We start from the raw sequence: 14258 nt of genomic DNA on the forward strand, positions 1-14258 counted from the left end.
GCGTATTCTAGCCGGCTGCAGCGGCCCCTGCCTTGGTCAGCATGCCCTTGGTCTCGATGAAGCGCACCACCTCGGCCAGGCCGGCCAGGGTTTTCAGGTTGGTCATCACGAAGGGGCGCAGGCCCTGGGGCGTGGTGCGCATGCGCACGGTGTCCGACTCCATCACCGACAGGTCGGCGCCCACATGCGGGGCCAGGTCGGTCTTGTTGATGATGAACAGGTCGCTCTTGGTGATGCCGGGGCCGCCCTTGCGCGGGATTTTTTCGCCGGCGGCCACGTCGATCACGTAGATGGTCAGGTCCGACAGCTCGGGGCTGAAGGTGGCGGCCAGGTTGTCGCCGCCGCTCTCCACGAACACCACGTCGGCATTGGGGAACTGCTCCAGCATGCGGTCGATGGCTTCGAGGTTGATCGAGGCGTCTTCGCGGATCGCCGTGTGCGGGCAGCCGCCCGTTTCCACGCCCAGGATGCGCTCGGCGGGCAGGGCGCCGCTCACCGTCAGCAGGCGCTGGTCTTCCTTGGTGTAGATGTCGTTGGTGATGGCGATCAGGTCGTAGTCATCGCGCATGGCCTTGCACAGCATTTCGAGCAAGGTGGTCTTGCCCGAGCCCACGGGGCCGCCGATGCCCACGCGCAGCGGGGGCAGGTGCTTGGTGCGGTTGGGAACGTGGTGCAGCGCGCTGGTGTGGGTCGTGGTGGTCGTCATGATCTGAAAAGGCGGGAGTATTGGGTTTCGTGCCGGGCCGAAAGAATGGCCAGCATCGGGGAAAAGGCCTGGCGCTCGCCATCGGGCAGCGCCAGCGCGTAGGTGGCGGCTTCGGGGATGGCCTGGGCGAGCCTGGCCAGGATGCGCTGGCCCGCGCTCTGGCCCAGGGCCATGGACTTGAGCGCAGCCTGCACCATGTTCTCGGCCCAGCCGAAGGCAAAGGCCAGCAGCACGTCGTAGACCGAGGCCTCGGTGGTCGATGCGGCCAGCGCAAAGGCCACGGGGTAGGTGGGCGGCAGCGCGGCCAGGGCCTGCACGGCCGGCATGCGCGCCGCATCGCCCTGGTGCTGGTTGCGCAGCCAGTCGGCCAGCGAGCGGCCCATCTGTTCGGTCTGCAGGCGCAGCTCGCTGGTCTCGCGCGTGTGCAGCACCCAGTCGTTGAGCTCGCGCACATGCGCCATGTCGGCCTGGCGCCAGGCGCCCACGGCCTGGGCCACCACGGCCAGGTCGCTGCGCGCCTGGGTGATGTGCAGCTGGTCCAGCAGCCAGGCGGCCACCGCCGCCTCGGACGCCACGCCGGCCGTCTCGATGGCGCTCTCCAGCCCCTCGGAATACGAGAACCCGCCCACGGGCAGCGCGGGCGAGGCCAGCCAGATCAGCTGCAGCAGGCTGGCCGCGGGCAGCGCCGTGGGGGCGGGGGGCTCGCGCATCATCATGGTATGGGTGGCTTGCGGTGCCGCCTGGTGCCGCGCTCAGTGCGCATGCTTGTGGCCGTGCCCGTCACCATGGCCGTGATCGTGGTCGTGGTCGTGATCGTGATCGTGCCCATGGTCATGGGCGTGTTCGTGTGCGTGGCCATGGTCGCCATGGCCATGCCCGTGGTGGCCGTGCCCGCCGCCATGCCCCGCCGCATAGGCGCCGCCCTCGGGCTCGAAGGCCATGTCCTTCGCCTGCACGATCAGGTGCATGGCGCGCAGCATGTCGGCCAGCACATGGTCGGGCTCGATCTTCAGGTGGTCGGGCTGCAGCTCGATGGGCACGTGGCGGTTGCCCAGGTGGTAGGCCGCGCGCACCAGGTCGAACGGCGTGCCGTGGTTCTTGCAGTGCGTGATGTAGAGCACTGCTTGCGGTGCCGCCAGCACGCGCACCAGCGAGCCGTCTTCGGCCACCAGCACGTCGCCACCGCGCACCACGGTGCCGCGCGGCAGGAACACGCCCAGCTCCCGCCCGATGGAGTCGGTGGTGGAAAAGCGGCTCTTCTGGCGCACGTCCCAGTCGAGTTCGACCGTGGTGGCGCGCTTGAGCAGCACGGGGGCCAGGCCATGGCCTTGCGCGAGGAGTTTGCCGACGGAAATCATGGATGCGAATACGGTAGAGAAGAGGTCGGGTTCAGCGCGTGGTGGGGCGCGAGCCCATGGCCGTGAGCACGCCCAGGCCGATGAAGGAGGTGCCGGCCAAGCGGTTGCCCCACACCGCATGGCGCGTGGCCTGGCCCAGGCGGGGTGCCACCAGGCTGGCGGCCAGCACATAGAAAAGATCGGTGCATGCTGCTATGGCCACGAAGGTGCAGCCCAGTGCCAGGGTCTGCGCCAGCGCGCTGCCCTGCGCGTCCATGAACTGTGGCAGGAAGGCGGCGAAGAACAGGCTGGTCTTGGGGTTGAGCAGGGCCACCACGAAGCCGTCGCGGAACACGCGGCCCAAAGGCTGGCGGGATACTGCCGTGCCGTCGCTCGTGGTTGCGGCTGGGCGCGCGAACCACATGCGCAGGCCCAGGTAGACCAGGTAGGCGGCGCCAGCCCACTTCACCACCGTGAAGGCGGCCGACGACACGGCGAACAGCGCCGCCAAGCCTAGCGCCGCGCCAATCGCATTGCCCAGGTTGCCCAGCGCCACGCCCAGCACCGAGGCCAGGCCGCAGGCGCGGCCCTGGGCCACCGTGCGCGCCACGATGTAGACCACCGCAGGGCCGGGGGTGAGCGCAAGGACGAGGCTGGCGCCCGCAAAGGCGAGCAGCAAATGGGTTTCGGGCAGCATGGGCGGTACTCCGGGGTTCGTTCAGCGATCGGTCAGAACAGGAAGTATCGCTGTGCCATGGGCAGCTGGGTGGCCGGCTCGCAGGTGAGCAACTGGCCGTCGGCGCGCACGGTGTAGGTCTGGGCGTCCACCTCCATGCGCGGGGTGTAGCTGTTGTGCACCATGTGCTCCTTGCGCACACCGCGGATGTTGCGCACCGCGACCAGGCTCTTGGCCAGCCCGAAGCGCTCGCCAATGCCCGCCGCCAGCCCTGCCTGCGAGACAAAGGTCAGCGAGGTGCGCGCGATGGCCCCGCCGAAGGCGCCGAACATCGGCCGGTAATGCACCGGCTGCGGCGTGGGGATGGAGGCATTCGGGTCGCCCATGGCCGCCATGGCGATGAAGCCGCCCTTCAAGATCAGCGCCGGCTTCACGCCGAAGAAGGCCGGCTTCCAGATCACCAGGTCGGCCCACTTGCCCACCTCGATGGAGCCCACCTCGTGGCTGATGCCGTGGGCGATGGCCGGGTTGATGGTGTACTTGGCCACGTAGCGCTTGATGCGTGTGTTGTCGTTGCGCGCGCTGTCGCCTTCGAGCGTGCCGCGCTGGGCCTTCATCTTGTGCGCCGTCTGCCAGGTGCGCAGGATCACCTCGCCCACCCGGCCCATGGCCTGGCTGTCGCTGCTCATCATGCTGATGGCGCCCAGGTCGTGCAGGATGTCCTCGGCCGCGATGGTCTCCTTGCGAATGCGGCTTTCGGCAAAGGCCAGGTCTTCGGCAATGCCGGCATCGAGGTGGTGGCACACCATGAGCATGTCCACATGCTCGTCCAGCGTGTTCACCGTGTAGGGCATGGTCGGGTTGGTGGAGGAGGGCAAAAAGTTTGCCTCGCCCACCACGCGCAGGATGTCGGGCGCATGGCCGCCGCCCGCGCCCTCGGTGTGGAAGGCGCAGATGCCGCGCCCGCCCACGGCGGCAATGGTGTTCTCGACAAAGCCCGATTCATTGAGCGTGTCGCTGTGGATGGCGACCTGCGTGTCCGTCTCCTCGGCCACGTCCAGGCAGTTGCTGATGGCCGCGGGCGTGGTGCCCCAGTCCTCGTGCAGCTTGAGGCCGATGGCCCCAGCCTCAATCTGCTCGCGCAGCGGCGCCGGCAGGCTGGCATTGCCCTTGCCCAGGAAACCCAGGTTCATCGGGAAGGCATCGGCCGCCTGCAGCATGCGCTCCATGTTCCAGGTGCCCGAGGTGCTGGTGGTGGCCAGCGTGCCCGTGGCCGGGCCCGTGCCGCCGCCCAGCATGGTGGTCACGCCCGAGGCCAGGGCCTCCTCGATCTGCTGCGGGCAGATGAAGTGGATGTGGCTGTCGATGCCGCCCGCGGTGACGATATTGCCCTCGCAGCTGATGACCTCGGTGCCCGCGCCGATGATGATGTCCACGCCCGTCTGCGTGTCGGGGTTGCCGGCCTTGCCGATGGCCACGATGCGCCCGCCCTTGAGGCCGATGTCCGCCTTGACGATGCCGGTGTGGTCGATGATGAGCGCATTGGTCAGTACCGTGTCCACCGCGCCCTCGTCGCGTGTGCGCTGGCTCTGCGCCATGCCGTCGCGGATGGTCTTGCCGCCGCCGAACTTCACCTCTTCGCCGTAGCCGCCGGCGCGCAGGGTGTAGTCCGCCTCCACCTCGGCGATCAGGTCGGTGTCAGCCAGGCGCACGCGGTCGCCCACGGTGGGGCCGAACATCTCCGCATAGGCGCGTCGTCCAATGGTTGCCATGGTTCAAAACCTTTTGCTGGTGCCCGGCGCGGGGCTCGAATGGATAGCGATGGAGAAGAGGGCAGGGCGCAGCATCACAGCGCGCCCTGCACCAGCCCGCGAAAGCCGTAGACCGTGCGGTCGCCCGCATAGTCCACCAGCTCCACGGTGCGCTCCTGCCCGGGCTCGAAGCGCACGGCCGTGCCCGAGGCGATGTTCAGCCGCATGCCGCGCGCGGCCTCGCGGTCGAAGCCCAGGGCGCCGTTGGTCTCGGCAAAGTGGTAGTGCGAACCCACCTGGATGGGCCGGTCCGCCGTGTTGCGCACCAGCACGGTCAGCGTGCGGCGCCCGGGGTTCAGGGCATGCTCGCCCGCGTCGATCAGCAGTTCGCCTGGGGTCATGGTGGCGTGTCCTTGTCGGGGGTGTTTTTCAAGCCAGCTGCAGCAGCATGGCGCCACCCAGGGCGGCCACGCCGGCACCGGCCGCGCGCGCCAGCCACACGCTGCGCTGGCGCAGTGCCCAGCCTGCGGCCAGGCCGGCGCAGTGCAGCAGCACTGTGGCGCACAGCATGCCGGCCAGGGTCTGCCAGGCGCTGTCGCTGCCGGCCAGTTCGTAGCCGTGGGCCAGGCCGTGGAACAGCGCGAACACGCCCACGCCCAGCGTCGCCACGATGCCCGGCACGCGCAGGCGCGATGCCACCAGCAGACCCGTGGCCAGCAGCGATGCGGCAATCATCGGCTCTACGGCGGGAATGGCGATACCCTGCAGGCCCATCACCGCGCCCACCAGCAGCAGGCTGGCAAAGCCCAGCGGGCCCCACAGCAGCTCGGGCCCGGCGCGGCGCGCGGCCAGCGCGCTCCACAGGCCCACGGCCACCATGGCGGCCAGGTGGTCCAGCCCGAACAGGGGGTGGGTGAAGCCGCTGAAGAAATCGTGGTGCGTGTGCGCCACGCCATCGGTGTGGGCACTGGCGGCCGCGGCCAGCGTGGCCAGGGCGATGAAGGCAAGGGTGCGGGATGCGCGCATGGGTCAGGGTCTCCGGGGGAGTGGCTTAAACAATCGGTTGGTGCACGGTGACGAGCTTGGTGCCGTCCGGGAAGGTGGCCTCCACCTGGATGTCGGGGATCATCTCGGCGATGCCGTCCATCACGTCAGCGCGGGTCAGTACGCTGCGCCCCTCGCTCATGAGCTGGGCCACGGTCTTGCCGTCGCGTGCGCCTTCCATCACGGCCGCGCTGATCAGGGCCATGGCCTCGGGGTAGTTGAGCTTGAGGCCCCGCGCCTTGCGGCGCTCGGCCAGCAGGGCCGCGGTGAAGATCAGCAGCTTGTCCTTTTCGCGGGGGGTGAGTTCCATGGTCTTGGCGGTGTGGTGATCGGGTGGGGCAGCGCGGTGCCGCGCGCGGGGGGCGGGGGGTGTCCCTGGTCCGCACCATCATAGTGAGCAAGCGCCGTGCCGGCCATACGTCGATTGGCGCATCCGCCGTGGCCCGCACGACGCCAGTGGCATGGAAACTGCACCAGCACAGGGACTGCCGCTCCCCACCCCCACGCCTTCCCCATGCCACCCACCGCCGCCACCATCGCCCCGCCCGACGCGGGCGTCCCTGCGCGGGGCGGCATGGATGTGAGCGCAGACATGGGTGCGGACGCCCAGGCCCCGCAACAGGTCGTCAAGGTCCGGCGCGACTACAACAGCTGGGTGGCCACCGAGACCATGGAGGACTACGCCCTGCGCTACACCCCGCAGCGCTTTCGCAAGTGGTCCGAATGGCGCGTGGCCAACACCGCCTTCGGCGCGGCATCCTTCCTGATCCTGGAGGCCGTGGGTGCCACGCTGCTGGTGCAGTACGGCTTCATCAATGCCTTCTGGGCCATCGTCGCCACGGGGCTCATCATCTTCCTGGCGGGCCTGCCCATCAGCGTCTACGCCGCGCGCTACGGGGTGGACATGGACCTGCTCACGCGCGGCGCGGGCTTTGGCTACATCGGCTCCACGCTCACCTCGCTGATCTACGCCTCCTTCACCTTCATCTTCTTCGCGCTGGAGGCGGCCGTCATGGCCTATGCGCTGGAGCTGGCGCTCGACATCCCGCCCACCTGGGGCTACCTGATCTGCGCCATCGTGGTGATTCCCCTGGTCACCCACGGTGTTTCGGCCATCAGCCGGCTGCAGGTGTGGAGCCAGCCGCTGTGGCTGGTGATGCTGGTGGTGCCGTTCGTCTACGTCATAACGCACGATCCTGGTGCGTTCTCGGGCATATCGCACTATGGTGGTGAATCCGGCCGGGGCGCCACGTTCCAGTTGCCCTTGTTTGGTGCGGCGCTCACGGTCGGCATCGCGCTCATTACCCAGATGGGGGAGCAGGCCGACTACCTGCGCTTCATGCCCGCGCGCACCCAGGCCACGCGCGGGCGCTGGTGGCTGGGTGTGCTCGCCGGCGGGCCGGGCTGGGTGGTGCTCGGGGTGCTCAAGATGCTGGGCGGCGCGCTGCTGGCCTACCTGGCGCTGACCCACATGGTGCCGGCCGACCGCGCCGTCGACCCCAACCAGATGTACCTGGTGGCCTACGAATACGTGTTTCCGCACTACGGCTGGGCGGTGGCGGCCACGGCGCTGTTCGTGGTGGTCTCGCAGATGAAGATCAACGTCACCAATGCCTATGCGGGCTCGCTGGCCTGGTCCAACTTCTTCTCGCGCCTCACGCACAGCCACCCGGGGCGGGTGGTGTGGGTGGTGTTCAACACCCTCATCGCCTTCATGCTGATGGAGATGAACGTCTTTCGCGCCATGGGCGAGGTGCTGGGCCTGTACTCCAACATCGCCATCGCCTGGATCATGTCGGTGGTGGCCGACCTGGTCATCAACAAACCCCTGGGCCTGTCGCCCAAGGGCATCGAGTTCAAGCGCGCCCACCTGTACGACATCAACCCCGTGGGCGTGGGCTCCATGGCGCTGGCCTCGGTGGTCTCCATCAGCGCCCACCTGGGCCTGTTCGGCCCGCTGCCGCAGGCCTTCTCGGCGGTGATCGCCATGGCCGTGGCCTTTGTCACCGCGCCGCTCATCGCCTGGGCCACGCAGGGGCGCTACTACATCGCGCGCCAGCCCGAGCCGCCCGCTGTGCCCATGCACGGCCCGGTGAGTGGGCAGGTCGCGGCCGATCTGGGCACCTATGCCCGCTTTTCGGTACAGCGCTGCGTCATCTGCGAGCGCGAGTACGAAGCGCCCGACATGGCCCAGTGCCCGGCCTACGGCGGCGGCATCTGCTCGCTGTGCTGCACGCTCGACGCGCGCTGCGGTGACCTGTGCAAGCCCCACGCGAGCATGGCCGTGCAGTGGTCCTCGGCCCTGCGCTGGGTGCTGCCGCGCGCCGTGTGGCGCTACCTCGATACCGGCCTGGGCCACTTCCTGCTGCTGATGCTGGTGATCGCGCCGCTGCTGGCCTCCGTCATGGGCCTGCTGTACCACCAGGAGCTCAACACCATCGGCCAGGCCATGACCAACACCGAGGTGCTGGCCGCCCCCGAGGTGGCGCTGCGCTCGGGCCTGCTCAAGGCCTACCTGGCGCTCCTGGTCATCTCCGGCATCGTCGCCTGGTGGCTGGTGCTGGCGCACAAGAGCCGCCAGGTGGCGCAGGAGGAGTCGAACCGCCAGACCGGCTTGCTGGTGCGCGAGATCGAGCTGCACCGCCAGACCGACGAGGCCCTGCAGAACGCCCGCAGCGTGGCCGAGCAGGCGCGCCAGGTGGCCGAGGCGGCTCAGCGCACCGCCGACCAGGCCAACCAGGCCAAGAGCCGCTACATCAGCGCCATCAGCCACGAGATACGCACGCCGCTCAACTCCATCCTGGGCTATGCCCAGCTGATGGGCGAAGACGCCGGCGTGCCCCCGCACCGCAAGCAGGCCGTGCACGTGATCCGCCGCGGTGGCGAGCACCTGCTGTCGCTGATCGAGGGCACGCTCGACATCGCGCGCATCGAGTCGGGCAAGCTCACGCTCGACGTCACACCCATGCGCTTTGCCGATGGCCTGCACGAGATGGCCAGCCTGTTCGAGCTGCAGGCCGCCGCCAAGGGCCTGGCCTTCCAGTTCGACGTGCAGGGCGTGATCCCCGAGGTCGTGCGTGCCGACGAGAAGCGCCTGCGCCAGATCCTCATCAACCTGTTGGGCAACGCCGTCAAGTTTACCGCGCAGGGCCGGGTCACGCTGCGCGTGCGCTACGCCCGCGAGATCGCGCGCATCGATGTACAGGACACCGGACCGGGCCTCAGCGCCGACGAGATCGAGCGCATCTTCGAGCCCTTCGCGCGCGGCGGCAGCGCGGGGGCCGTGGCGGCCACGCCCGGTGCCGGCCTGGGCCTGACCATCGCCAAGATGCTCACCGCCCTGATGGGCGGCGAGCTCACCGTCACCAGTGAGCCTGGCCTGGGCTCGGTGTTCCACGTCAAGCTGTTCCTGCCGGAGGTGCATGCCGAGGCCCTGGGCAAGGCCGGCGCCCCGGCCGCCGCCCGCGCGCCGCGCGCGCGCAAGGGCTACGCCGGCGAGCGCCGCCGCATCCTGGTGGTGGACAACGAGGAGGCCGACCGCGAGCTGCTGGTGCAGCTGCTCGAGCCCCTGGGATTCGAACTGCGCCAGGCCGCCAGCGGCCACGATGCACTGGACCTGCTGGCCACCGGCTACCGGCCCCACGCCCTGTTCATGGACCTGGCCATGCCGGGTATCGACGGATGGGAGACCCTGCGGCGGGTGCGCCAGATGCAGTTGCAGAATGTGCAATGCGCCATCGTCTCTGCCAACGCCTTCGACAAGGCGCTGGACAACGACGTTGACGTCCGCCCCGAGGACTTCATCGTCAAGCCTGTGCGCCACAGCGAGTTGCTCGACTGGCTGGAGCGGCGCCTGGCGCTGCAGTGGCTGGGCGAGGCGCAGCCCGCGCTGGCCGCTCCATCGCCCGCACCCTCAACGGGTGCCGCCGCGCTGAGCTACCCTGATCCCGGTGCGCTGGCGGCCCTGTCGCAGGTCGTGTCGCTGGGTTACTACCGCGGCATCCTCAATGCCCTGGACGAGATCGAACGGCACCAGCCCGCGCATGGTGCCTTTGTGCACACCATGCGCGGCCTGGCGCGGCAGTTCCAGTTCGACGCCATGGGCCGCATCCTGGAGCAGGCCCCCCCGTGAACACCGCAGCATCTCCTCCCTCCGTACCCGCCGGCGCTGCCCTGGACCGCAGCGACAGCGACGTGGTGCTCATCGTCGACGATGTGCCCGACAACCTGGCCGTGCTGCACGATGCACTCGACGAATCGGGCTACACCGTGCTCGTGGCCATGCATGGCGAGGCCGCACTGCAGCGCGCCGCCCAGGCCCTGCCCGACATCGTGCTGCTCGACGCCATGATGCCCGGCATGGACGGCTTCGAGGTGGCGCGGCGCCTGAAGGCCTCGCCCCAGACCGCGCACATCCCCATCATCTTCATGACCGGCCTGACCGAGACCGAGCACCTGGTGGCCGCGCTGGAGGCGGGCGGGGTGGACTACGTGACCAAGCCCATCAAGCCGCGCGAGGTGATGGCGCGCATGGGCGTGCACCTGGGCGCCGCGCGCAAGGCCCGGGCCGATGCCAGCCAGGCGCGCGAGGCGCGCAACGCGCTCGACGCCTTCGGCTACGCGAGCATCACCGTGCGTGCGCTCGATGGGCGCATCGTCTGGCAGACCCCGCTGGCGCGCGAGCTGCTGCAGGCCTACTTCGGCGAGGCCAGCCCCTGGGCGCCCGAGGCCGTGCAGGCCTGGCTGCGCCGCCACGTGCTGGCCGACAACGCGGCCGAGCTGCTGGCCCAGGCGCAGGCCGAGCCACCGCGCCTGGCCATCGACCAGGGCGCGCGGCGCCTGACCTTTCGCCTGCACCAGCAGGCCGGCGACAGCGAGGGCGGCGGCGACTGGCTGCTGGTGATGCGCGAGGTGTCGGACGCGAAGATCATCGAGTCCATGAGCCTGTCCTTCAAGCTCACGGCGCGCGAGGCCGAGGTGCTCTACTGGGTCGTCAAGGGCAAGATCAACCGCGACATCGGCGACATCCTGGGCGCCAGCCCCGCCACCGTCAAGAAGCACCTGGAGCGCGTGTTCGCCAAGCTGGGCGTGGAGACGCGCACCGCAGCGGCCGGCATGGCGATGAACCGCATCCGGCAACTGCACCCCCAGTTCGAGGGGTAGCGCACTCCGGGCTTCAGCGGCCTACGGCCTTCTCCAGCTCGGCCTTGTTCATCTTCGAGCGGCCCGGGATGCCCTTGCGTTTCGCATCTTCATAGAGCTGCTCGCGCGTGCGGCCCTGTGCGCCCTGGTGCGAGCGCTGGCCGCCGCGCACCGGGGCGGGCGTGTCCTTCAGGGTCTTGGGGTTGGCCTTCTCGGCCTCGCCGTGCTGCGCGCGTTCCTTGTTCACGGTGCGCGCGGCGATCTCCTCGGCCGTGCTTTCACTCTTGCCCTGCTTGCGCAGGCTGTCCTTGATGTGGCCGTACTGGCGTTCGCGCTTGGCGCTCCAACTCGTCTGGGGCATGGCGGTCCTCCATGGGGGTGGTGTCCAAGGTGCCAATCTAGGCCCCGTGGCGCGCAGCCCGGATAGGACGGCCCTGCGCACGGGTGTAGGACGGGCCTACGCGCCCTGTGCCCGGCGCACCCGCATCACGATGCGGTTGAGCCCCACGGGCGTCACGCCCAGGTGGCGCGCCAGGTCCTTTTGCGGGATGCGCGCGGCCAGTTCGGGCTGGGCGCCGCAAAAGGCGCGGTAGCGGCCCTCTGCGTCCAGCGTGAGCAGCTCGCGTTCGCGCTCCTCCTTGCGGGCCGCGAACACCAGGGTCAGCGCATGCAACGCCGTGGCCCAGGCCAGGTGCTCGCGTGCAAGGGCGGCCAGCAGCCGGTAGTCGATGCGCTCGAGCACGCTGGGCTCGATGGCCGTCACCATGAAGCTGGTGCGGCCGCCGGGCGCCAGCGCCGCGATGCTGGCGAAGAAGCGCCCCTCGTGCGCGAAGGACTTGATCCACTCCGTGCCGTCCTCGCCCAGGTAGCTCAGCTTGAGCAGCCCGCTGTCGACCGCATACACATACGGGTGCTCCACGCCTTGCATAAAGGCCGTGCCGCCAGGCTCGATGCGCCGCACTTCCAGCGCCCGTGCCACGCGCGGCCACTCGGGCAGGGCCATGCCACCCGCCGCCGATGCGAGCAGCGTCTGGAAGGTGGAGGGCGGGGAGGGCGTTGCGTGCATTAACCTGGGTTGATTCCAAACCGGCAGCGGCTGCCTACAGTGGCAGCCATGAACCCGCACACTGTAGAACAACACACACTGCAGCCACCGCTGCCACGCACCATCGTCACGGGCGCCAGCTCGGGCATCGGCTGGGCGCTGTCCCTGCACCTGGCGCACCTGGGCGTGCCCGTGGTCGCCATCGGGCGCGACGCAGGCCGGCTGCAGGCGCTGGCGGCGCGGCACGCGCTCATCGATCCCTGGCCGGCCGACCTGGGCCGCATCGGCGAGATCGATGCGCTGGCGGCGCAGATCGTGGCGCGCTTTCCCGAGGTGGGCGTGCTCATCAACAACGCCGGCATCCAGCACGATGTGCGCCTGGACGACGCAGGGTACGGCAGCAGCGACATCCAGCGCGAGGTGGATGTGAACCTCATCGCACCCGTTGCCCTCACGCGGGCGCTGCTGCCCCACTTTCAGGGCCTGGGCCGGGCCTGCGTGGTCAACGTCACCTCGGCCCTGGCCCATGCGCCCAAGCGCACGGCCGCCGTCTACAGCGCCACCAAGGCCGGCCTGCGCCTGTTCACCCAGGCGCTGCGGGTGCAGTTGCGCGGCAGCAGCGTGCGGGTCGTCGAGGCGGTGATGCCCCTGGTGGACACGCCCATGACCCAGGGCCGGGGGCGCGGCAAGTTGCCGGCCGACCAGGCGGCCCAGGCGCTGGTCGCGGGCTTGCTCGCAGGCCGGGCCGAGCTGCACATCGGCAAGGCGCGCTGGGTGCCTGCGCTGCAGCGTTGGGCGCCGGGGCTGCTCGCGCGCATCCTGCAAAAGGCCTGAGCTTGCCAAGCTTCCCTCCCTGAAAGCCACGCACCATGAACTACGCCTTCTTCGTCCACCTGCGGGCCACCACCGCCTGGCTGCAACTGCCGCGCGAGCGCCGCAACGCGCTCACGGCCGAGCACCTGCACCCGCTGCTGGGGCCGGGCGCGGGACTGGCCATGCGCTACTTCGATGCCGAGGCCTTCAGCGCCTCCTGCAGCGACGTGATGCTGGTCGAGACGCCCGACCCGCGCGCCTGGTATTTCTTCATGGAGCGCCTGCGCGATTCGCCGTTGATCGCGCACCCGTACTTCGATGTGGTGCAGATCGTGCCCGCCATCGAGGGCGGGTTCGAGGCCTTCGAACGCCACAAGTCCCCAGGCAAATCCGGGGAGCTTGCCTAGTGCATGGGAGACATGCGACTGCCGGCCAGGCAGACAAGCCTGTCAGGCAACTTCGGACCGCGCGTGTCCGAAAAAAGGAGACAGGATTTCCATCCCGGCCCTGACTCAAGAAATCCGGGGCGGCCCCTACAGTGGACTTGCGCAATCTGCGAAATTTTTCTTGTCCCCGAGGCCCGATCATGCTTGAGTCCATCGCCAATGCTTCCGCGCCCACCGTGCGCGTGCACCCACCGCTGCCCTCGCGGGCGTTTGGCGTGGCATCGTCGCCGGCGCTGGCAGGCCGGGTTGCCGGTGGGGCGCAGCCGACCCGCATGGACGCACTCAACCGGCTGGCCACCAGGGAGGAGCGGCTGCCCTTCTGGGTGCGCCTCGTCAAGAATGAGGCGGACCTGCGCAAGGCGGTGCACATCCGCCATGCGGCCTACGCACGCCATGTGCCCGACCTGGCGCAAAAGCTGCAAGAGCCCGAGTCCACCGATTACGAAGACGGGGTCGTGGTGTTGCTGGCCGAGTCCAAGCTCGATGGCTCTCCGCTGGGAACGGCGCGCATCCAGAGCAACCGCTTTCGCGCCCTGAGCGTGGAGCAGTCGGTCAACCTGCCCCTGTGGATGGAGGGCATGCACCTGGCCGAAGTCACGCGCCTGGGCATCGTGGGGGGCACCATGGGCCGCCTGGTCAAGACCGTGCTCATCAAGGCGGCCTTCCAGTACTGCGAGCGCCAGGGGATCGAGCAGGCCATTGCGGCGGGCCGGGCCCCCATCGACCGGCACTACGAACAACTGCTGTTCGAAGACCTGTTCCCTGCCCAGGGCTTCATCCCGCTGGCCCATGCCGGCAATCTGCCGCACCGGGTGATGGCCTTCGACATCGACAGCGGCCCGGCGCGCTGGCAGCAGGCACAGCACCCGGCACTCAACTTCTTTTGCCACACCCGCCATCCGGACATCGACATGGGTCCGGCACCCGTGCGCAGCCTGCCTGCCAGCGGCAAGGCGATCGGGGCCCAGCCGCTGCCGCGTCGCGCAGCCGCCAGTGGGCGCCGGGAGCTGCCGGCGCGCATCAGCAACCGGGCGTTTGCCTGAGTCGTCCCACCCCTTCAGGGTGGGGCCTGCCCTGCACGCCAAAATCACCTGTTGGTAAAAAGGCCACACCTGCGGTGGCCTTTTTTGTACCCGTTGCTTTGTAAACTCCCACAAAAAAGGGGGAACGCGCAAAGACTTGCGGTGCAGGCCGTGTGTTCCGTGACAAGATGGAAGTTTGCGCGTGATCGCGGCCTTGCTTGCCTGGCCGTGGCCCATGCGCCATCCAGCGCGTGGCCGTGGGCTGCGCATCCACAC

General features: G+C 69.3%; 15 protein-coding genes. 5 read left to right on the forward strand and 10 right to left on the reverse strand.

Annotation, left to right across the window (positions count from 1 at the left end):
• Positions 1-7: 7 nt before the first annotated feature.
• The 8 genes from ureG to PMI14_RS14730 all read right to left on the reverse strand — a co-directional run bounded on the left by ureG (position 8) and on the right by PMI14_RS14730 (position 5824).
• Positions 8-706 carry an urease accessory protein UreG gene (ureG, locus tag PMI14_RS14695; protein WP_007855620.1) on the reverse strand — a complete coding sequence of 233 codons (699 nt, stop codon included), beginning with the start codon at positions 704-706 and terminating at the stop codon, positions 8-10.
• Complete coding sequence (locus PMI14_RS14700) at positions 703-1419, reverse strand: urease accessory protein UreF (protein WP_035203890.1); 717 nt, start codon at positions 1417-1419, stop codon at positions 703-705. Before PMI14_RS14700 ends, ureG begins: the two co-directional genes overlap by 4 nt.
• 39 nt (positions 1420-1458) lie before the next feature.
• Complete coding sequence (ureE, locus tag PMI14_RS14705) at positions 1459-2064, reverse strand: urease accessory protein UreE (RefSeq protein ID WP_007855622.1); 606 nt, start codon at positions 2062-2064, stop codon at positions 1459-1461.
• A 31-nt stretch (positions 2065-2095) separates the two neighbouring features.
• Positions 2096-2740, reverse strand: coding sequence for a LysE family translocator (locus PMI14_RS14710; protein ID WP_007855623.1), 645 nt, complete (start codon positions 2738-2740; stop codon positions 2096-2098).
• 32 nt (positions 2741-2772) lie between these two features.
• A complete protein-coding gene (ureC, locus tag PMI14_RS14715) occupies positions 2773-4491 on the reverse strand; it encodes an urease subunit alpha (protein ID WP_007855624.1) in 1719 nt (572 codons plus the stop codon).
• 74 nt (positions 4492-4565) lie between these two features.
• Positions 4566-4871: an urease subunit beta gene (locus tag PMI14_RS14720; protein WP_007855625.1), complete on the reverse strand. Its 306-nt coding sequence runs from the start codon at positions 4869-4871 to the stop codon at positions 4566-4568.
• A 28-nt stretch (positions 4872-4899) separates the two neighbouring features.
• Entirely contained in the window at positions 4900-5496 is a 597-nt protein-coding gene (locus PMI14_RS14725) for a HupE/UreJ family protein (protein ID WP_007855626.1), read from the reverse strand.
• A gap of 25 nt (positions 5497-5521) precedes the next feature.
• The gene (locus tag PMI14_RS14730; protein ID WP_007855627.1) at positions 5522-5824 is read right to left on the reverse strand and encodes an urease subunit gamma; all 303 of its coding nucleotides are present in this window, start codon (positions 5822-5824) and stop codon (positions 5522-5524) included.
• 204 nt (positions 5825-6028) lie between these two features.
• On the opposite strand from PMI14_RS14730, the gene PMI14_RS14735 reads away from it, so the two are divergent.
• Together PMI14_RS14735 and PMI14_RS14740 are read left to right on the forward strand one after the other, a co-directional pair.
• Positions 6029-9646: an ATP-binding protein gene (locus tag PMI14_RS14735; protein ID WP_007855628.1), complete on the forward strand. Its 3618-nt coding sequence runs from the start codon at positions 6029-6031 to the stop codon at positions 9644-9646.
• Positions 9643-10677 carry a response regulator gene (locus PMI14_RS14740; protein WP_007855630.1) on the forward strand — a complete coding sequence of 345 codons (1035 nt, stop codon included), beginning with the start codon at positions 9643-9645 and terminating at the stop codon, positions 10675-10677. The genes PMI14_RS14735 and PMI14_RS14740 overlap by 4 nt, the downstream gene beginning before the upstream one ends.
• A 13-nt stretch (positions 10678-10690) precedes the next feature.
• Here the strand turns inward: PMI14_RS14740 and PMI14_RS14745 are convergent, their stop codons facing one another.
• Together PMI14_RS14745 and PMI14_RS14750 are read right to left on the reverse strand one after the other, a co-directional pair.
• The gene (locus tag PMI14_RS14745) at positions 10691-11017 is read right to left on the reverse strand and encodes a hypothetical protein (RefSeq protein WP_007855632.1); all 327 of its coding nucleotides are present in this window, start codon (positions 11015-11017) and stop codon (positions 10691-10693) included.
• A 96-nt stretch (positions 11018-11113) separates the two neighbouring features.
• On the reverse strand, positions 11114-11722 hold the full coding sequence (locus PMI14_RS14750) for a Crp/Fnr family transcriptional regulator (RefSeq protein WP_007855634.1): 609 nt from the start codon (positions 11720-11722) through the stop codon (positions 11114-11116).
• A 48-nt stretch (positions 11723-11770) separates the two neighbouring features.
• Between PMI14_RS14750 and PMI14_RS14755 the strand changes: the two genes are divergently transcribed.
• From PMI14_RS14755 to PMI14_RS14765, 3 genes are all read left to right on the forward strand, one after another.
• Positions 11771-12535, forward strand: coding sequence for an SDR family oxidoreductase (locus PMI14_RS14755; protein WP_007855635.1), 765 nt, complete (start codon positions 11771-11773; stop codon positions 12533-12535).
• A gap of 35 nt (positions 12536-12570) precedes the next feature.
• Positions 12571-12921 carry a darcynin family protein gene (locus tag PMI14_RS14760; RefSeq protein WP_007855637.1) on the forward strand — a complete coding sequence of 117 codons (351 nt, stop codon included), beginning with the start codon at positions 12571-12573 and terminating at the stop codon, positions 12919-12921.
• A 179-nt stretch (positions 12922-13100) separates the two neighbouring features.
• Positions 13101-14003: a hypothetical protein gene (locus tag PMI14_RS14765; protein ID WP_007855638.1), complete on the forward strand. Its 903-nt coding sequence runs from the start codon at positions 13101-13103 to the stop codon at positions 14001-14003.
• Positions 14004-14258 lie beyond the last annotated feature (255 nt).

Source organism: Acidovorax sp. CF316 (genome assembly GCF_000276605.1).
In the GTDB taxonomy this organism is placed as follows: Bacteria; Pseudomonadota; Gammaproteobacteria; order Burkholderiales; family Burkholderiaceae_C; genus Acidovorax.

Coding starts and splice junctions, on each gene's coding strand:
- PMI14_RS14700 (WP_035203890.1), bottom strand. CDS start 1,419: ATGATGCGCGAGCCCCCCGCCCCCACGGCGCTGCCCGCGGCCAGCCTG.
- PMI14_RS14760 (WP_007855637.1), top strand. CDS start 12,571: ATGAACTACGCCTTCTTCGTCCACCTGCGGGCCACCACCGCCTGGCTG.
- ureG (WP_007855620.1), bottom strand. CDS start 706: ATGACGACCACCACGACCCACACCAGCGCGCTGCACCACGTTCCCAAC.
- PMI14_RS14720 (WP_007855625.1), bottom strand. CDS start 4,871: ATGACCCCAGGCGAACTGCTGATCGACGCGGGCGAGCATGCCCTGAAC.
- PMI14_RS14750 (WP_007855634.1), bottom strand. CDS start 11,722: ATGCACGCAACGCCCTCCCCGCCCTCCACCTTCCAGACGCTGCTCGCA.
- PMI14_RS14725 (WP_007855626.1), bottom strand. CDS start 5,496: ATGCGCGCATCCCGCACCCTTGCCTTCATCGCCCTGGCCACGCTGGCC.
- PMI14_RS14755 (WP_007855635.1), top strand. CDS start 11,771: ATGAACCCGCACACTGTAGAACAACACACACTGCAGCCACCGCTGCCA.
- ureC (WP_007855624.1), bottom strand. CDS start 4,491: ATGGCAACCATTGGACGACGCGCCTATGCGGAGATGTTCGGCCCCACC.
- PMI14_RS14735 (WP_007855628.1), top strand. CDS start 6,029: ATGCCACCCACCGCCGCCACCATCGCCCCGCCCGACGCGGGCGTCCCT.
- PMI14_RS14765 (WP_007855638.1), top strand. CDS start 13,101: ATGCTTGAGTCCATCGCCAATGCTTCCGCGCCCACCGTGCGCGTGCAC.
- ureE (WP_007855622.1), bottom strand. CDS start 2,064: ATGATTTCCGTCGGCAAACTCCTCGCGCAAGGCCATGGCCTGGCCCCC.
- PMI14_RS14710 (WP_007855623.1), bottom strand. CDS start 2,740: ATGCTGCCCGAAACCCATTTGCTGCTCGCCTTTGCGGGCGCCAGCCTC.
- PMI14_RS14745 (WP_007855632.1), bottom strand. CDS start 11,017: ATGCCCCAGACGAGTTGGAGCGCCAAGCGCGAACGCCAGTACGGCCAC.
- PMI14_RS14730 (WP_007855627.1), bottom strand. CDS start 5,824: ATGGAACTCACCCCCCGCGAAAAGGACAAGCTGCTGATCTTCACCGCG.